Here is a 15,800-nt window from a genome sequence, read left to right on the forward strand (position 1 = left end):
TTCCCTCTCCTAAATCCAAGATAAAATATTTACCCTTTATTTCTTCAACATACTTACAAAAGACTCCAGGCGCATCCTGCTTCTAGCATCAACTTTTCCCGGGCGATCCCCTTCCATGGTTAAGAATGGTATTTTAAGCCTTTCCCGAAATATAAGATCTTCTATCTGGCGAAAGCAAAAAGTCTGGGTATAATGAATTACGCCCTGTACATCTCTAATAGCCAGCTGTTCTTCAATATCCTCCAGGCGGGCAAAGGCCCCATAGGGATAAGTATAGTGCAAATACTGCTCAATAATATCTTGACTTTCCACCGGCATGGAAAATTGCCTCTGGACTTCATTGAATACCACCCTGGCCCCCATATGTTCCAATAGCTGGTGCAGGTCCGTGAAAATAGGGGGGACTCCGATATAAGCCAGGCGAACTTCTTCCTGAATAGGTCTTCGTTTTCCCGCTTCTTCAACAAAGCTTTGCAATTCAGCTTCAAAGAGATCCGGATTACCGTTAAAATCGCTGGAGCAAAGTAAATAATAGTGATTCTCCCGACCGGTAACCAGGTTATCCCGCCAGGTCATCCGGTCTATCTCCCGGCACAATGAGCGGATTTTCTCCAGCCGGGCCCGGGCCTTTAAAACCTCTTCCATATCTACCTCAAAGAACTGCATCAACTTGTCCACCTGGGCTTCCAACTGCGCCCGTTCCCGGTCGAACGGGAAGGCAAAGGGAATTATCTTCTTATTCCTTAATTGCAAGGTTTCCATAAGCGCCTGGGTATTGCTGCAATCCCCATGCATAACGGCAATTAACGCTTCCATATCATAATCCAGACCGGTGGCATAGAGTCCTTTTATCCAGCCACAGCAGTTGCGGGGATAGCCTTCTTCTTCCGCCAGGTCTACCTTGGACTGGGGACTTGAAGAATTAATGAAAACATTATTCAGGTCCACCGGAGTCTTCCCTGCCGCTAATATCACCTCTACCGGAATGCTGGTGGTAAAGCCTACCCTGCTCATTTTTGGCACCTCAATCCCAATCCAGCTTGTGAATTTCCTTTATTATATCACCCATCAAAAGTCTCCCCACATTAAAGAAGGAATCATCCTGCCCGCTGACATAGAATTCGTGCCGCGGCCTTTTGCCACTGTTGTTAAAAAGATCCCGGTCCCCAAACATTTCCTGTAATTCATCAATAGTCTCACACGAAGTATCCACCAGTTTAAGCTTTTCGCCAGCAAATTCACTGATGGCAGTTGCCAGGAAAGGATAATGGGTACAACCCAGAACCAGGGTATCAATACCCTGGGCGAGTAAAGGCCCCAGGTATTCTGCTACCGCTTCCCGGCTTTCGCTGTTGTTCAACTTACCAGCCTCCACCAGGGGAACAAAACGAGGACAGGCCGTCTCAAAAACCTGAAACTCTGGCTCCAGTTCCTGAATCTCCCGGGTATAAGCCTTCTTGTTTACGGTGGCTTGCGTAGCTGCCACTCCTATTTTTCCATTGCAACTAAGCCTTGCTGCCGACCGGGCGCCGGCTTTGACCACTCCCAGCATAGGCAAGCTGTATTCCTGTGAAACCGAGGGAAGGGTAACCGAGGAGTGGGTACCGCAGGCTACAATAATCGCTTTTACTTGCTTACTTATGAGAAAGGAAATAATCTTATGGGCATAATTAAACAGCTGTGTTTCCGATTTGTTTCCATAAGGTACATGAGCTGTATCTCCAAAATAGATAAAGCTTTCATCAGGCATTTTTTCCATCAAGGATTTTACTACCGTCAATCCCCCTATCCCTGAGTCAAAAATGCCTATGGGCTTGTTTTTCCCCAAAATCTACACCTCTTTTTGTCTAAATCAAGCAACAATGATTTCATAAATAATTTATCACTTTCGCCGCCTATATTCTATTCTATATTATCAGATATATTGCTATGCAAATATAAGCGGGAGACTCCACAATATAAGAGTCTCCCACAAATCCCTGAGCATATCAAGTGAATCATCGCCTAAAAATACTTTACTGACTCACTTTGATAGGAGAAGAAAAATCCACTTCCCCCTTTATTATATCTATTTCTCGACCATCTATCATGAAAACCAGCTGTTTTACCGCCGGGAATTGGGCCAGAGTTTGGCAAACTGCATCAATCATCTGTTTTTCCTCGGTCCCGTTCTCCAGGCGGCGGAGCTCAGAACTAAAATCCAATATACAAGTCCCATCGGGTTTCAGATTTATGTCCAAAAGCCTGGTTCCTTCCGGAAATACATTACGATAAGCCGGATTATCTGAACCCTTTAAGAGTTCTTGCATAGTACTGCGAGCGATACCCTCTGTCCTGGTTATTTCTCGCCTTTCCATTACCAACTCCTCTTTATCAGCTTGAGCAAAGTACAATTTTATACTGATGCTCTCGCTTTTTTCCCGGGCGGGGATAAGTTCTTCCGGATTCTTCTTGACTTCCTTCTTTGTATTATCTTCCGGGGCCAGTTTTATGAGGTCTTTCCACGCTTTCAGGTTTTGCTCGGGAGCTATTGAAGAACAGCCACCGCTTAAAAGACAAAGCACCAGAAGTATCACAGCCAGAATACTAATTACTTTGCTGGTCATAATTGCCTGCCTCCCCTCTTAATTCCTTTTAACAGAATACGAAAAGGGGAAGAAAATTATGACCTGTAAAAAAAAGAGAACACATATGTGTTCTCTTATGAAGGAGGAGTTATTATAACAAATCAAGGATTTGTCCGTCCTTGATTTTGCCTTCTCTCCAAAAAGATTCTAGCAGAAGTATAGGAAAGATGTCAACTTATTACGGACAATTTAGATAATATATTATTGACTCCACTGCAAAAACCCCTTTTGTTGCATAATGGTTGCATAAAAATACAAGGCGCTGGCGAAGCCTGATTCGGAACGACACGGGGGTCGTTCCCTACACATCCCCCCTCACCCCTCACTTTTCTTACTGATTAGGGTTTATATTAAGCGGAATTTTTGATAATCTGGTAGTGCGAGGTAAAATCTTAGAGGAGGTCGATAATTTTGCGTTACGAAGGAATGGTTTACCGGCCCCCCAGTGAAGCCCAGAGTCTGATTATACAAGCCACTATTGGCTGTCCCCACAACCGTTGTACCTTCTGCTCCCTGTATAAGAATACGAAGTTCAGGATACGCCCGGTGAAAGAAATAAAGGAAGACCTGCAGATGGCCCGGGATTATTATGGTGAATACATTGAATCGGTTTTCTTTGCTGACGGTAATACCATAATAATGAAAACCGAGCAACTGCTGGAGATTTTCGATTATACTCACAACCTTTTTCCCCACCTGAAGCGCATAACCGTCTATGGTTCCTCCCGTTTTGTGAACAAAAAGAAACTGGAGGATTTAAAGCGGCTGCGGGCCGCAGGCTTGAAACGGATTCATACCGGTATGGAGAGTGGAGATGATATTATCCTGGAAAGGATTAAAAAGGGCACCAATTCTCAAGAGATTATCAACGCCGGTTTAAAGCTGAAAGAAGCGGGTATTTCCGTAAGCGAGTATTACCTGGTAGGTATTGGGGGAAGAGAAAGAAGCCGGGAACATGCTCTCAACAGCGCTCTTACCTTGAGTGCCTTCAGCCCGGATTTCATTCGTTTAAGAACTTATGTGCCCATGCCGAACACCCCCCTCTATGATGATTATCAGAACGGAGTTTTCGCCCTGTTATCACCACACGAGGCTTTGCGTGAAGTGCGTCTGCTGATTGAAAACCTGAACTGCGATAATAGCCAGCTTTTAAGTGATCACATCAACAATTATTGGAATGTATACGGGGTACTTCCGCAGGATAAAAACAAAATGCTGGCAGAATTAGACCGCGCCCTGGCTATTGACGAATCCCGTTTCCGGCGCCCGGAGCGAGGCCGGCTTTAGAAGTTTATCATTAAGCCACCCTCTCCAGCATAGGTGCCGATGGTTGCGCTCATATCTGAAATTAAAACCGCCTCTTGCTGGTACTGGGAATTAATCTCCCAGGCCAGCTTATCGGCATCTTCTAAACAATTGACATGACTTATTCCCACTATCCTCTGCAGCAGCGAGGCACCAGCCAAATCACCTACCATGGCTAACAAGCGCTTCATGGCTTTTTTCCTTCCCCGTACCTTTTCGACTATTTCCGGTACTCCCAGCTGGTTGCCCCTTAGTATAGGTTTAATATTGAGAATAGTCCCGGCCATACCCTCAAATTTACTTAGACGGCCACCTTTAACCACATTCTCCAGGGTATCCAGCACAAATATAACTTCCCGGGCAGCTCTAATCGCCGCCAGTTTGTCCAGAACTGCTTCCAGAGACATCCCCCGGGCTGCCATTTGAGCGGCCCTAATAGCCATAATTCCTGTCCCCAGGGAAGCCGTCAAGCTGTCAAATACCTTGACCTTGCTGCTGTTCATCATATTACAGGCCATTTGGGCAATCTGGCTGGTACTGCTTAAACCAGAGGAGAGGCTGACAAATAGAACCGCTCCCTTTTCTCTAATACCCTGTTCAAAATACTTTACGAAGGTCAGCGGGTCGGGAGCAGAAGTCTTGGGTAAAGTGGCGGATGACGACATTTTCTCCGCAAAAGTCCGGGGGCTTATTTCAAATCGATCCAAATAGGTCTCTCCATTGGCAAAGGTAACCTTCAAGGGTATCATTTCAATATTGTACTGTTCGAGTAGCTCCTGGGGCAAATCACAGGAGGTATCAGTGATAATCTTAATCCCCACAGCCGCCGCTCCTTCCTTGCCATAACCGGCATTATTGTTCCAGTCCCGCTCCCGGTGGAACGATATAGACTTCCTCTCCCCGGAAATCAAAATAGTTGCTGAGTTTCCAATATACTCCCCGGCTTAAACGGGTATCGGCCTCCCATTTGAAGTCAATATAAGGGACATCTCCCTTAAAGGTAATCTTTAGTTCATGATCGAGCTTCATTTCCTGCAAATCGTGAAAACGCAGTTTTATGGTTCCGTCTTCCTCTTCAATATAACCCATGGCCAAAAACGGGCAATCTTCAACCGTTATAGGATTAACATCATTACCCAGCCTGATGACATAAGCTCCGTCTTCCTTCTGGATATGGGCAGCCAGTATGTTTAAAATATTACGCCGAAACATCTCGGCCTGGCCAAAATACCATTTGCCGTTTTTCCGTATGACAATCTCTTTAAGATCCAACCCTGCGCCTCCTTTACCAAGTCCTTCATTGCAATTAATTTAAGCATCGGAAGAAACTGCGGAGTAGTTTCAACACACCGCTGCAACGAGGCGGGTGATTAGAACCCGCCGCCTGTTTTGTTAATAGGCGACCGCTTAGCACCCTGCGGGCACCACTGATGTTCGCTTCGCTCACTATTAAAGAAGCGGGGGGCATATTTCACCTCGTTATATTGTTTCCCTCTGCTCCTGGCAAATTCCTTTTTTCCGGCCAAGCTTTTTCTCAGACTTAAAGATTATTTGCCTGCTTGAAGCTTAATGATTTCCGGTATATTTCCTCTATTTCCTTATCACCGATTTCCCGGTTCCCCGTCATCAAGCCAGCCAGGGCAAAGCCGTGCTTTTCCCCCAGACGGCGCAAGTATTCGATAGTATCCAGAGAAAGCCTGCTGCCAATGCTAAAATCCCGGCAATCACCTTCCAGGGCCAGGAGTATCGTCTCGGACAGGCAGCCCAGGTTAACCCCGTCACGATAACCCAGGTTGGGGCCAAAGGCTACCGGTTCCGGGTAGCTGACCAGGCCTCCTTCAAGAACTAAAACATCATCCCGCTCCCGAACTTCCGGAGCCACATCCGCTGGCCGGGCTACGTCACAGATTACCGCACCCGGCTGCAGGTGCCGGGGATATACAACGAATTCGGGGGAGTTGCTGGCTGCTACTATCATATCGCATTGGGGCAAGCTGGCATCAATATCCATGCTGATCTCCAGGGGAAATTCCACCGCCAAATCCCTACAAACCCCTTTAATTAATTCCAGGCTGCTGCCATCAGCCCGGCGCAAAGCTTTTTCCAATTCCAGGCTTCTAAGCTCATCTTTCTTTCTACAGATGTTAATAAGGCTATCCAACCACTCACCCAGCCCGCTTAGAATTCCCTGGCATCTTCGCTGGTAGGCCAGAGCCAGCATTTCAAGCGTTAGGGAATTGAGGCGGTTCCTGCTGCTGCGCGGATGCCGGGGATTCCCCAGCAAAGCTATATTAGTGATATCCTGGGACAAAAGAAGAGCACAGGCCCGCCCGATGGAACCGGTAGCCCCCAGTACCGCCCCCCGAGCACTGGAAAAGTTGATCCTCATTTTACGGGCACCGGCCAGAAGAGCCTCCATAGCCATAAGGGTAGTAAAACTGTTGCCGCTGGTAATAGCTGCGCCTTGTCCGGTCACCGCTCTTCCCCCACGGCTTACCACGGAAGACAGAGCCCCCAGGCCGACTATTTCTGCCCCCAGTTCCCTTCCCAGCTCTACCGCTTTCATTATAACCCCCAGGGTTTCTTCCCGGGGAAGATTCATCATTTCCCGGGCGCCAAAAGGCACCCCAATCAACCAGCCCTCCACCACAGCTCCGGTACGTGAGCGCAAGGCCGGCATATGGCAACATATTCCAGCTCCCCGGAAAGAACTCTGCCACTCCAAAAAGCGGTATAAATCCGGGCGTTCGAATACCTTAAAAGAAGGATTATTGGCAATAACATCCTCCGGAGCCGGGTAGTGAATAATGAAGGCAAATTTATGGCTGATCTTTTCCTCCGGACTTAGAGGAGAAGCCTTTACCGTTCGGCTGACAGCTCTATAATCCGTAATCCTTGCCGGCGGAGAATAGTCTCCCAAAAGATAGCCATAGAGCAGTGCATAATCACGGTATTTCAATATCTGGCAGAGCTTATCCAGCGCGGCCAGAACATAATCCATTTCCTCCCGGCCAATATTAAGACTGGGCTCTAAACGCAAAGTCATGGAATTATTTAAATAGGGAGCCAGGCGAATCTTAAAAACATTCAGCAAAAAGCCGGCTAAAATAATGGTGAAAGCTCCCTGGTCGACCATAAAGGCCATATCATAGGAGCCACAATCATCCAGCTCCTGAAACTCCAGAGCCAGCATCAAGCCTTTACCCCTCACCTCTTTTATTACCTCGGGGTATTTAGCCGCCAGTTCCTGTAGTTTTTCCAGGAGATAATCCCCCTTGGCGGCCACTTCTTTGATAAGCCGGCGGTCATCCTCCAGAAGTTTATCCAATACCGCCAATCCTATGGCACAGCTTACATTATTGTTGGCAAAAGTGGAACTGTGCAAGAAACCAAAGTCATCATTCCAAACTTCCTCGGAGCTGAGACAGACCCCCAGAGGGAATATCCCTCCACCCAGAGCTTTAGCCAGCAGCATAATATCCGGCTCGACCTTTTCATGCTCACAGGCAAACAAGGCTCCGCTGCGGCCTAATCCAGTCTGAATTTCGTCAACAATGAAGAGTACCCCGTACTGCCGGCATAGCTGTTCAGCTGCCTTGAGGTATCCTGGCCGGGGAACAATAATCCCTCCTTCTCCCTGTACCGGCTCTACTATAAAAGCCGCTATTCGGTCACTCTGCTCATCCAGCACCGCTTGCAAAGCTGCTGCATCATCATAGGGGATATATATAAAACCCGGAGCCGGAGCCCGAAAAGGGCTCTGGTAAGAAACCTTGCCCGTAGCCGACAGCGAGCCCAGGCTCTTACCGTGAAAACTGTTATATGTCGATAGTATTATCTCCCGACCCGTAGTAGAGCGGGCCAATTTAATGGCAGCTTCCACCGCCTCGGTTCCACTCTGGCAGAAAGTACAATAAGCCAGCTTTCCCGGCGATACAGCAGCCAGGGTGTTAGCAAGTTTCAAGGCTTCTCCCGGCAAAGAAGGCTGCACCAGGCTGGGCAGAGCCTTTTTTCTCACTTCCTCCAGCTTAGCCCAGATAAAATCCGGATTATAGCCGAAAGGTATAGCCCCGAACTGGGCGATAAAATCCAGGTAACGTATCCCCTTCTCATCTACTAGATAGCTGCCATCTCCCGATAGATAGTTTTTATCCAGTTGAAAGCTTTGAAAAATCTTATACAGAGTAGGATTAAGCAGGTCTTTTCGCTGGTTCATCCACTTCACTCCTTGTGCACGCTTTTGTGCAATATAAGCAATTACATATATTGTATAGATTTAATAAGCCCTGTCAAATTCCAACGCTTGTTTTTTTACGTCAGGATACGACCAGGACAGATATGGAAGCAAATCTATGCTATTTATTTTACCCTTTATCCCTGCCAATATTTAGCTTATGCTAGTAGTAGAGAAAAAAGCCTGCTTAACAATTATCGGCAAAGTTGAGTGCCGGAATGAAGACAGGCTTGCTTGAATGAAAGAGGAGGAGTTACATATGATAGAAGAGGTACTTCCTGGTATTTTCTGTTTGCAAGTTCCCCTGCCGCGCAACCCTCTGCGAGCCTTAAATGCCTATCTGATTAAAGGCCAAGACAGGCACCTGCTGATCGATACCGGCTTTGACTGGCCGGAATGCAAAAAGGCCTTGCTGACCGGTCTGAATAGCCTGGGGGTTACTCTATCCCAGGTGGATTTTTTTATCACCCATGTCCACGGGGATCATTCCGGCCTGGTCTGTGACTTACTTACTGGAGATTCCAAGGTTTACGCCAGTGAAACCGATGCCCAAATACTGCGAAAAACCACCACCAGGGAGTACTGGCAGGAAATCGATGCTTTCTTTGAAATGAATGGTTTTCCTCGAAATAAATCTAAAAACCAGGGAAGCCGGATAAAAGGATATATCTCCGGCAGCGAGATGGATATTACTTATATCCGGGAAGGGCAGATGCTGGAAATAGGTCCTTACCGCTTGCGCTGCATTATGACTCCCGGCCACACCCCCGGCCATGTTTGCCTCTACGAGCCGGAGAATAAATTCTTTATTTCCGGTGATCATATCCTGGGGGACATCTCCCCCAATATTACTGCTTGGCCAGAGATGGAGGATGCATTGGGCAGTTACCTGGATAGCCTGGAAAAAGTAGAGAAGATGGATATCACCCTCATCCTCCCCGGCCATAGAAGCCTGATTTACCATTACCGTCAAAGGATAGCCGAGCTCAGGAAACACCATGAAGCAAGGCTTCAGGAGGTAAGGGATATACTTAAGAAAGGAGCTATGAGCGCCTACCAGGTAGCCAGCTTCATGAGCTGGGATCTTGACTATGAATCCTGGGAAGATTTCCCCATGTTCCAAAGGTGGTTTGCTACCGGAGAGGCCGTCGCTCACCTGGAACACCTGCTGCACTTAAAACAGGTTCAAGTAAATAAGGGAGAGGTACTTCTGTTTTCTATTTGAATTACATATTTTTCTGCCCGGCAGGAAATAATAAAGCCATAAATTGAGTTGTTAACAGGCTGCTCCAACTCCAAATACTTGTAAAGGAGGATCAAAATTGGCTGAAAATGAAGTGGAAAGCCGGGAAAAATATGAGCTGGGAAGTTTCGAATTCCTTAAAACCGGATGGTGGGTCTGGCACATTGTAGCCATTGTGGGGATATTTTATCTCGGATATCTATTCGGCGGCTCAATCTTTTAACCAAGCAAGCCGAGAAAACATAATCTTAAAACCGGGCTGGCCATGTGCCAGCCCGGTTTTATTGCCAAAATAAAGTGGAGTCATGTTTCGATGCCATATTTTTTTATTTTTTTGTAGAGGGTAGAAAGGTCAATTTCTAGTTGCTCGGCTGCTTTGGCCAGGTTAAAGTTGCTTATTTCCAAGGCTCGGGCTATCAATTCCTCCTCAAACTTCTGGCTGGCTGCTTTCAAGCTTTGTAATTCTAAAGGAGCTTCGCTGCTGCACCGGTTTTGCAAGAACTTGAAATGCCGGCAATCCAGAGAACGGCCGTTTTCCATATCAGCCATAATTATCGCCCTCTCCAACATGTTCTCCATTTCCCGGACATTCCCAGGCCAGTGGTATTGCTCCAATAATTTCAATGATTTGGGTGAAATATTTGCAATCATGGTCCGCAACCGGGGGTTCAACTTGTCGATAAAATGGCGGATTAGAACAGGAATATCTTGCTTGCGCTGGCGTAAAGGGGGCACTTCCAGCCTTACTACATTAAGGCGGTAATACAAATCCTCGCGGAATTTCTTTTCCTGAATCAGCTGTTCCAGACTCCGGTTGGTAGCAGCAATCACCCGGACATTTATCTCGATGGGGAAGCTGCCTCCCAATCGCTCAATTTCTTGTTCCTGCAGTACTATCAGCAGCTTGCTCTGCATGGAAAGCGACATTTCCCCTATTTCGTCAAGAAAGATGGTACCCCCATGGGCCAACTCAAACTTCCCTGGTTTGCCTCCCTTTTTGGCTCCGGTATAGGCACCTTCTTCATAGCCAAAAAGCTCAGCTTCCAGCAAATTTTCCGGAATTGCGGCGCAATTGATGCGCAGGAAGGGAAAGCGTGATCTGGGGCTGGCATTATGGATGGCATTGGCAAAGAGATCCTTGCCCGTGCCGCTTTCACCCGTAATCAATACAGTTGTAAAAGGATGATTGGCAATCTGCCGGGCAAATGACTTGAGCATTTCCATGCCTTTATCTTTGCTAACAATATCATCAAAAGTATATTTGGCGGTATAAAGGCTGTCCACTTCATCCCGGTACATATTCAACTCGGAAAGAAGATTCTCCACCAAATTTTTCGCATCCCATATGTCGGGAAAGACACTGTAGGCGAAGGCCCCAACCGTTTCCCCATCCTTGATAATTGGTATGGTGGATGCGATCATGTTATGCCCGTTAACCTTCCAGTTATATCCCACCATAGCCTTTCCTGTCGCTAAAATGGTAAAAACCCGGGTATGGGGAGTAACTTCCTTTATGGGCTTTCCTACTACTTCTTCCTTGGTAAGATTCAAAACCTGCAAATAGGTTTCGCTCACCGAAAGAACTTTCCCATTGCTATCAACGATTATGGCGGCCATAAATTGGTTCTGAGTGAACAAGCCCTCTAAAACACTGCCTATATTCACCTTTCATCCTCCTCTCTCCCGAAACAGCAGCAAGGTTTTAGCTTTATCCTTAACCTGAACATATATTGAACTCTTATTCCAATCCTGTATATTTCAGTATATCAGTCTTGGTCGATGCTGAGAATGACCCCGAAACTGCCCTACGCTAAGAATTGCGTCATAAGTAATTGCTTTGCCGCATAAAAAAGCCAGGCAGAAATGGGAAGTGAAAACACTTCCCGCTTCCATCATTTCTGTATTTCTGTTCAGGGCTACTATAATAAAATTTGCTTGCTAGAATTATGCTGTTATGCTTTCCTCTCTTGATTAGAATATTAGGATCATCAAGATCCATTATGATATCTTGTTGCTGCGGCGCCAAATGCCCTGGGCCTGGGCTGCCTGAATCAACTCATCCCTGAGCTGGGGATGAGCCAGGTTTATCAAACCTTCCGCCCTTTGCCATACCGACATTCCTTTCATGGCAAATTTCCCATACTCAGTAACAATATAATGGGCTACTGAACGAGGATCGGTTACAATAGCTCCCGGCTTAAGGATGGGGACAATTTTGGACTCCAGCTTTCCTTCCCGCTCACTACAGGAAGGCAGGCAAATGAAGGATTTGCCTCCCCGGGATTCGTAGGCCGCCAGTACAAAATCCAGTTGCCCACCGGTGCCGCTAATAATGCGGGTACCCACCGATTCAGCGCAAACCTGCCCATAGAGGTCTATTTCAATAGCGTTGTTAATGGTGATCAGATTGTCATTTAAGGCAGCTATCGATGGCCGGTTGGTATAGTTTACCGGATAGCTGGCACAAAGAGGATTATTGTCAATAAAATCATAAAGCCGCTGGCTGCCCACGGCAAAGCCATAAACCATTTTCCCCGGATCAATGTTTTTCTTCCGTCCGGTCAAACGTCCTGCCTCGTACATATGCACATAGGCATCAACCAGCATTTCCGTGTGACAACCCAGGTCCTTCAGGTCGGACTCCGCAATCATTTTACCTACGGCATTGGGCATACCTCCGATACCTAATTGGACACAGCACTCGTCTTTCATTTCCTCGATAATAAACTCTGCGGCTTTTTTATCTACTTCGGAAGAAGCCGCATCCGGCAACTGGGGAAGAGGCGGGTTATTACCTTCAACAATATAATCAACTTCCGAAATGTGAATAGATTCTTCATATCCCCCCAAACAACGGGGAAGCCGGTTATTTACCTCCACGATAACTATTCTGGCCCGCTCACAGACCGCCCTGCTGTGGGAATTCTGCGGTCCAAAATTGAAATATCCATGTTTATCCATGGGAGCTACCTGCAACATAGCTACTGCCAGAGGCTCAATGTGCTCGCGGACATAACGCGGCAGCTCCGAATACCTTATGGGGGAATAATATACCGCTCTCTCGCCGGCAATTTTGCGATCCATAGCGGAAAGATGCCAGGAATGCCAGACAAACGACTCTTCTTCCGGATCCACATCCACTACCCGGGGACGCCTTAAAGTAAGCAAGGTCCAAATCTTTACATCCTTAAGTTCCTCTTTCCTCCCGGCCAGGGCTTCATCCAGCATCACCACCTGGCCGCACATGGAACCATAATCAATCCAGTCTCCGGAATTAACCACTTTTACAGCCTCATCGGCCGATACTAATTTCTTGCGGTATTCATTTGCATAATTCATATATAATTAATCACCTCCTGATGCATTGGAGTGATTTTCTCCGGATTATTTCATTAGAGTAAGACAATGACATGCATTATCATGGGGACGGTCATTTTGTCGCATGCACCCACATCCTATAGCACCGGATTTTTGGAACAGCTTTCCTCCAAACTTATGGCTCAATCTTATTGCTTCTTTTCCAAAAACCGAGTTTTTCCGCTTCTTTAATCAACTCATCCCAGAACTGGGGATGGGCGATTTCTATGAGCCTTTCAGTTCGTTTCCAGATAGACTGGCATTTAAGCAAGGCCTTGCCGTATTCGGTTACTACATAATGAGTCATTTGCCGGGAAACAGTGCAAGCCGCACCCGGGGTCAAAAAGGGCTTGATTTTGGATTGTAGTTGGCCACTCTTATCTTTGTAGGTGGACGAGGTGCAGAGAAAGCTCTTGCCGCCGGGAGAGTGATAGGCCCCCAGAACGAAATCCCACTGGCCCCCGGTTCCCGTTATCTGCCTTGGCCCCTGCATTTCCGAAGCTACTTGCCCGTAGAAGTCAATCTCCAGGCAGCCATTGATGGAAATTACATTGGATAGTTGCGCGATAACATAGGGATTATTGGTATAGTCCACCGAATAGGTCGCAATCATAGGATTATGATCCATGAACTCGTAAAGCTCTTGCGATCCCAGGGCGAAAGAGCATACCATTTTTTTACGGTCAAGTTCCTTTTTGGCACCACTGATGCACCCATTTTTCCACATCTCATAATAGGCATCAGCCATCATCTCGGTATGAACCCCCAGATCTCTTAATCCGGCTTCGGCAATCTTTTTGCCCAGGTAGTTGGGCAGGCCCCCTATTCCCAACTGGATGCAACAACCATCATGAATATCCTCCAAAATGTACTCGGCAATCTTCATTTCTGCTTCGGTCGGCTCCAGAGGTACCGGGTTAGCCATCAGCTCGTTTTCCCCTCTGACCACAAAATCAATTTCGGATATATGAATCTGGTTGCCATTCCCGCCATAGACATAAGGCATGTTTTCGTTTTCTTCTACGATAGCGATTTTAGCGTTTTCCAGAACAGCTTCACAATGCGAAGCATTTATGCCAAAATTGAAATACCCGTACTTGTCCATAGGACATACCCTCATCATAGCTACATCCATTTCCACTTCACGACGCCGGTAGTAGCCTGGTACTTCATGATATAACAGCGGGGAAAAACTGCAGATACCCTGGTCGGCCAGTTTGGCGTCAAAGGCGCTGTAATGCCAGCTATCCCACTGAAAATGCTTCATAGTAGGATCGCTTTGCGGAACCTCGGGAAAAGGCGGGAGGGAAATCCCGCTTCTGATATGAACATCATAGAGCTCATCCTTTCTCTTGGCCAGGGCTCTATCCAGGGCTTTGGGATAGCCGTTAAAGTACATGTAGTCCACCCAATCACCTGATTTAACTACCTTTACGGCCTCTTCCGGGGTACGGAACTTGGCTTTGTATTCGCTTTCGAACATCTGCACACTCCTCCTTTTTTCTATGCTTAAGTGAAGTTAGCGATTGGTAGGCTTTTTTACCCACAACGCAAACTACCTTGCATTTTAATTGGATAAACTTCATTCCTATAAGGAATGGTGATTGGTTTAAAAAGGAAAGAAACGGGAGTATATCCAGGTACTAAAGTGATACGCTAAATATTCTCTTTTTCACTCCACTTCCGGAACACTCCCGTTGCTTAAAGAAAGAATATATTATAAGGGGATTACTTTCCCTCCCGGGAAGCCAATATTACTTTACCAGTCTTTGCTGGATTCTTCTATCCTAAAGGCTTGCTACTAATTCCTAAATACATCACCGGCAATTACTATCTTCTGAATCTGAGCCGTTCCTTCAAATATTTGGAATATCTTGGCGTCGCGAAAATATTTTTCCGCCAGGTAATCTTTAGTATAGCCATAGCCACCATAAACCTGAACCGCATCGGTACTGACTTTCATAGCGGCCTCGCCTCCCCAGTACTTGGCCAAGGAAGCCATTTTGGTGTAGGGAAGTCCTGAATCCTGGTTGCTGGCTGCTTTCTGGTAGAGCAAGCGGGCGGTTTCACAAAGTACGGCCATTTCCGCGATAATAAACTGAATACCTTGAAAACTGGCTATGGGTTTGCCAAACTGCTGGCGTTCCTGGGCATACTTAACCGCACACTCAAAGGCCCCCTGGGCAACACCGGTAGCCATGGCCCCCACCACCGCACGGGAAATATCCAGGGTCTTCATTGCAATTTTAAAGCCGTCCCCTTCTTTGCCCAGAAGGTTTTGGGCCGGTACCCGCACATCTTCGAAAATAACCTGGGTGGTATTGGAACTCCTGATTCCCAGTTTGTTTTCCGGCGGACTGGTGCTGATTCCCGGGCTGTCCCTATCCACCATGAAGGCACACATTCCCTTGTAACCCATTTTCTTGTCCAGAGTGGCAAAAACGGTATATAGATTGGCCACCCCACCGTTGCTGATAAACTGCTTGGTGCCATTGAGGATATAATAGTCGCCATCTTTGACACAGCGGGTGGAAATCCCCCCGGCATCAGAACCGGCACCTGGTTCGGTCAGGCAGAATGCGGTTAAGGCTCCTTCCATCATGCGGCCATAAAACCACTTTTTTTGTTCATCGCTGGCAGCCACATAAACCGGGTCGGGGCCCAGCAAGGTACTGGCAGCCAGGGTGGTTCCCAGCCCAGCATCGCCGCGGCAGATTTCTTCAGATATGATGCACTGTCCCAGGTGGTCTATCCCCGGTCCACCATATTCAGCCGGTACTCCGCAAGTCATAAGCCCCAATTCTTGCAGTTTTTTGACTGTATCCCAGGGGAAAGTATGATGTTCATCCCATTCCTGGCAATAAGGCAATATTTCATTATCGGCAAAATCCCGCGCCATCTTCCGAATCATTTCTTGTTCTTCACTCAAACGAAAATCCATTCTTTCTCCTCCTCCCAATTTATATAGGTTTTTTAAGCATCGGAAGAAACTGCGGAGCAGTTTCAACACAGCGCTTGCAACGAGGTGGGGGAT

At 47.0% G+C, this 15,800-nt stretch carries 13 protein-coding genes; 3 read left to right on the forward strand and 10 right to left on the reverse strand.

Annotation, left to right across the window (positions count from 1 at the left end):
- Positions 1–36: 36 nt before the first annotated feature.
- The 3 genes from AWB54_RS08265 to AWB54_RS08275 form a co-directional block, all read right to left on the reverse strand.
- Complete coding sequence (locus tag AWB54_RS08265) at positions 37–1,014, reverse strand: 2-hydroxyacyl-CoA dehydratase family protein (RefSeq protein WP_061214142.1); 978 nt, start codon at positions 1,012–1,014, stop codon at positions 37–39.
- Between the two features lie 10 nt (positions 1,015–1,024).
- The gene (gene murI, locus AWB54_RS08270; protein WP_061214143.1) at positions 1,025–1,828 is read right to left on the reverse strand and encodes a glutamate racemase; all 804 of its coding nucleotides are present in this window, start codon (positions 1,826–1,828) and stop codon (positions 1,025–1,027) included.
- A gap of 187 nt (positions 1,829–2,015) precedes the next feature.
- Positions 2,016–2,606: a GerMN domain-containing protein gene (locus AWB54_RS08275; protein ID WP_061214144.1), complete on the reverse strand. Its 591-nt coding sequence runs from the start codon at positions 2,604–2,606 to the stop codon at positions 2,016–2,018.
- 432 nt (positions 2,607–3,038) lie between these two features.
- Here AWB54_RS08275 and AWB54_RS08280 point away from each other — a divergent pair, with 432 nt between their 5' ends.
- Positions 3,039–3,914 (forward strand): radical SAM protein, encoded by an 876-nt coding sequence (locus AWB54_RS08280; protein WP_061214145.1) that lies wholly within the window; start codon positions 3,039–3,041, stop codon positions 3,912–3,914.
- Here AWB54_RS08280 and AWB54_RS08285 read toward each other — a convergent pair.
- From AWB54_RS08285 to AWB54_RS08295, 3 genes are all read right to left on the reverse strand, one after another.
- Entirely contained in the window at positions 3,911–4,753 is an 843-nt protein-coding gene (locus AWB54_RS08285; protein WP_061214146.1) for a DegV family protein, read from the reverse strand. The genes AWB54_RS08280 and AWB54_RS08285 overlap by 4 nt on opposite strands.
- A 31-nt stretch (positions 4,754–4,784) precedes the next feature.
- The gene (locus tag AWB54_RS08290) at positions 4,785–5,204 is read right to left on the reverse strand and encodes a DUF1285 domain-containing protein (RefSeq protein ID WP_235811131.1); all 420 of its coding nucleotides are present in this window, start codon (positions 5,202–5,204) and stop codon (positions 4,785–4,787) included.
- Positions 5,205–5,472: 268 nt separating this feature from the next.
- Positions 5,473–8,148, reverse strand: coding sequence for an aminotransferase class III-fold pyridoxal phosphate-dependent enzyme (locus AWB54_RS08295; protein ID WP_061214148.1), 2,676 nt, complete (start codon positions 8,146–8,148; stop codon positions 5,473–5,475).
- Between the two features lie 277 nt (positions 8,149–8,425).
- On the opposite strand from AWB54_RS08295, the gene AWB54_RS08300 reads away from it, so the two are divergent.
- Together AWB54_RS08300 and AWB54_RS15920 are read left to right on the forward strand one after the other, a co-directional pair.
- A complete protein-coding gene (locus AWB54_RS08300) occupies positions 8,426–9,391 on the forward strand; it encodes an MBL fold metallo-hydrolase (protein ID WP_061214149.1) in 966 nt (321 codons plus the stop codon).
- 97 nt (positions 9,392–9,488) lie between these two features.
- Positions 9,489–9,632, forward strand: coding sequence for a hypothetical protein (locus tag AWB54_RS15920; RefSeq protein ID WP_160328931.1), 144 nt, complete (start codon positions 9,489–9,491; stop codon positions 9,630–9,632).
- 80 nt (positions 9,633–9,712) lie between these two features.
- Here AWB54_RS15920 and AWB54_RS08305 read toward each other — a convergent pair whose 3' ends face one another.
- The 4 genes from AWB54_RS08305 to AWB54_RS08320 all read right to left on the reverse strand — a co-directional run bounded on the left by AWB54_RS08305 (position 9,713) and on the right by AWB54_RS08320 (position 15,707).
- Positions 9,713–11,074: a sigma-54 interaction domain-containing protein gene (locus AWB54_RS08305; protein ID WP_061214150.1), complete on the reverse strand. Its 1,362-nt coding sequence runs from the start codon at positions 11,072–11,074 to the stop codon at positions 9,713–9,715.
- A 333-nt stretch (positions 11,075–11,407) separates the two neighbouring features.
- A complete protein-coding gene (locus AWB54_RS08310; RefSeq protein WP_061214151.1) occupies positions 11,408–12,748 on the reverse strand; it encodes an acetyl-CoA hydrolase/transferase C-terminal domain-containing protein in 1,341 nt (446 codons plus the stop codon).
- A gap of 154 nt (positions 12,749–12,902) precedes the next feature.
- Positions 12,903–14,249, reverse strand: a complete 1,347-nt coding sequence (locus AWB54_RS08315; protein ID WP_082736100.1) for an acetyl-CoA hydrolase/transferase family protein — start codon at positions 14,247–14,249, stop codon at positions 12,903–12,905.
- A 318-nt stretch (positions 14,250–14,567) separates the two neighbouring features.
- Positions 14,568–15,707, reverse strand: a complete 1,140-nt coding sequence (locus AWB54_RS08320) for an acyl-CoA dehydrogenase family protein (RefSeq protein WP_061214153.1) — start codon at positions 15,705–15,707, stop codon at positions 14,568–14,570.
- Between the last annotated feature and the right edge of the window lie 93 nt (positions 15,708–15,800).

Origin of the sequence: Syntrophomonas wolfei subsp. methylbutyratica (assembly GCF_001570625.1) — a bacterium.
Classification (GTDB): Bacteria; Bacillota; Syntrophomonadia; order Syntrophomonadales; family Syntrophomonadaceae; genus Syntrophomonas; species Syntrophomonas methylbutyratica.